This window comes from Frankia sp. CeTa3Moorea (assembly GCF_978021225.1).
Map to the genome: position 1 here is coordinate 20,337 of NZ_CDXDOR010000079.1, position 2,456 is coordinate 22,792.

General features: G+C 72.4%; 1 protein-coding gene. It reads left to right on the top strand.

What is annotated here, in order from left to right:
• Nucleotides 1-82: 82 nt before the first annotated feature.
• Nucleotides 83-2,456: LysM peptidoglycan-binding domain-containing protein (locus AC08OV_RS14860; protein WP_476619798.1), on the top strand; the 2,374-nt coding region annotated here is incomplete at its 3' end.

Genomic DNA, 2,456 nt, shown 5'->3' on the forward strand with positions numbered 1-2,456 from the left:
GGCGGCGGCACCGCGGTCACGACGGCGGCTTCCGCGTGCTGGCACCCCTCCCCATCGGATGGTCGATGACAGGCCCGGGAGTGTGCCGGCCCGCCAGCCGGTGCCGGTGGTCTCCGCGGAGCTGCGGTCTCGGGAACGGCTGCGCGCCGCCGGGGCCATCGCTGCGATCGCCGGTGTCGTCCTCGGCGTCCCGGTCGTACTGATCCTGGTACTGGGTCCACCGCTCCAGAGCGGGGACGGGGCCGGCGCGGTCGTCCGAGCCATCCTGTCCCTGCTCTTCTGGGCCGCCTGGCTGCACTTCACCGCCTGTCTCATCGCGGAATGCCGGGCCGAGCTGCGCGGTACCGGCCTCGCCCCGCGGATACCGCTGGGCGGCGCCCCCCAGAACCTCGCCCGCCGTCTCGTCGCCACATCCGTGTTGTTCTCCGGGACGACGATTCTGGTCGCCCCGATGACATACGCCCGGGCCCCCGCCGTTCCGCCTGCGCCCGGCCGGATGGGGACGGCGATGCCGGTATCGACGACCTCGGCGGCCCTGCTCGCTCCGCGGCCGGCTCCGGACGACAGGGCGCCCGCGCTCACGAGGGGTGATCGGGCTCCGGTGGCCACGCCAACGGATCCCGGCGCCGGCACACCGACCCGGCTGACCTGGCCGTCACGGTCGGAACCGGGGACCGGGCCGGCTGGCCCGGCTGGCCGCATGACACCGCGCGTCTGCCACGCCGAGTTGATCAGTCCGATCGCGGACCCGAACGGCCGGCTCGCGCCCAACGGGCGCGTGATGAAGCTCTACGAGGTGCGACCTGCCGAGGGGCGCCACCACGACACCCTCTGGGGCATCGCGGAGCGCTTCCTCGGTGATGGTCTACGGTATCGGGAAATCTTCGACCTCAACGAGGGTCGCGCCCAGCCGGACGGCCGCACGCTGTCCAAGCCATCGCTCATCCATGCCGGCTGGCTGCTGCTGCTGCCCGCCGACGCGCAGGGCGAGGGCCTGCAGGTACTGCATGTGCCGGGCTCCGTCCCGGGATGGCCTGCCACCGAAATGGGTACCGCGCCCCCCGCCCCCGGCGGCTACGACCTCGCTGACCTCGACAACCACGGACCCGGCAACCCCGGCCTCGATGATCCAGAACCCAGCTATCCCGATTTCGAAGACCCCGAGCCGGGGGACGGCGACGGTCGTCTCGGCACCTCTCGTGCGCTGGCGGTCCTGGATGACGCGGCCGCGGTCGTCTCGGCGCAGCACACCGCGGTGGTCACCGGTGGCCCCGCTACACCCAGCCTTCTCGCGTCCGACTCCTTCGGACCGTCCTCTCAGGGTCTACTGGGGATAGCAGCCGCCAGCCTGCTCGCCGCCGGAGTCATGGTGGCGTTGTCCACACGCCGGTCGGGGCCGGCGAGCCCCCCAGAGGACGAGACAGAGCGCGCGCTGCTCCTAGCCGCCGACACGGATGCCGCCCGATTTGTCGACCGCTCACTGCGCGTTCTGTCTGCCGGCCTGACCGATCTGGGACGTCTGCTTCCCCCGGTGTACGCGGCGATCCTCACCGACGACCTGCTGATCCTGCACATGGCACCCGCGGAGGAGGAGCCTCCACCGCTCCCATGGACCGTGGGCGAGGCGCCCGGGTCATGGCGGATCGAGCGGATGCCCGGTCTGCCCGGTGACCAGCCGGCCCAGATGATCGCCCAGATGACGGCCGGCGTGCCGGCTCCGTTCCCGGCCCTCGTCACCTTCGGCCGGGACGACGCCGGGTCACGCATTCTCGTCGACCTGGAAGGCGCTCCGGGCATCATCAGCCTGATCGGCGACCTGGACATCGCGACGGAGGTCGCGATCGCCGTGGCGATCGAGCTGGGAACCAACGTGTGGTCGGATGATCTGCGGGTCTGTCTGGTGGGTTTTCCGGCCGACACCGGAGCCGACCTGACGACGATCGCACCCGCACGGGTCTGGACAGCAGACGACCTGAGCGCCGTCCTCGACGAACTCGCCGGACCGGAGGACGACGCCGGTCGCACCGGCACCGATCCGGCACCGGCAGACCCGCCGACCGTCACCGCGGGCGGCCGCGATCGGGTCACCGGCAATCCACGGGCGCTGGCACCCGATCTGCTCATTCTCGCGGCCCCTCCCGCAGCCGCCGACATCGCCCGGTTGACCAGGATGGCGAACGGGCGGGACGACGCCGTGGGAGTCCTCGCCGTCGGCGACACCCCGGCCGCCCGCTGGCGCTTCACGGTCGGGTCGGACCGCCGCGTGTCCCTCGGCGTTCTCGGCGTCCAGGTACGGGCGCAGGCTCTGAGCATGACCGAGTACACCTCGATCACCGCGCTGTTCCATCGGGCCGATGCGGAGGGATCTCCCGACCGGGCCTCGGGCAGCCCGCCGGACGACGGCCTGCCGGACGACGGCCTGCCGGACGACGGCCCCCCACCACCCCCCGCATCAC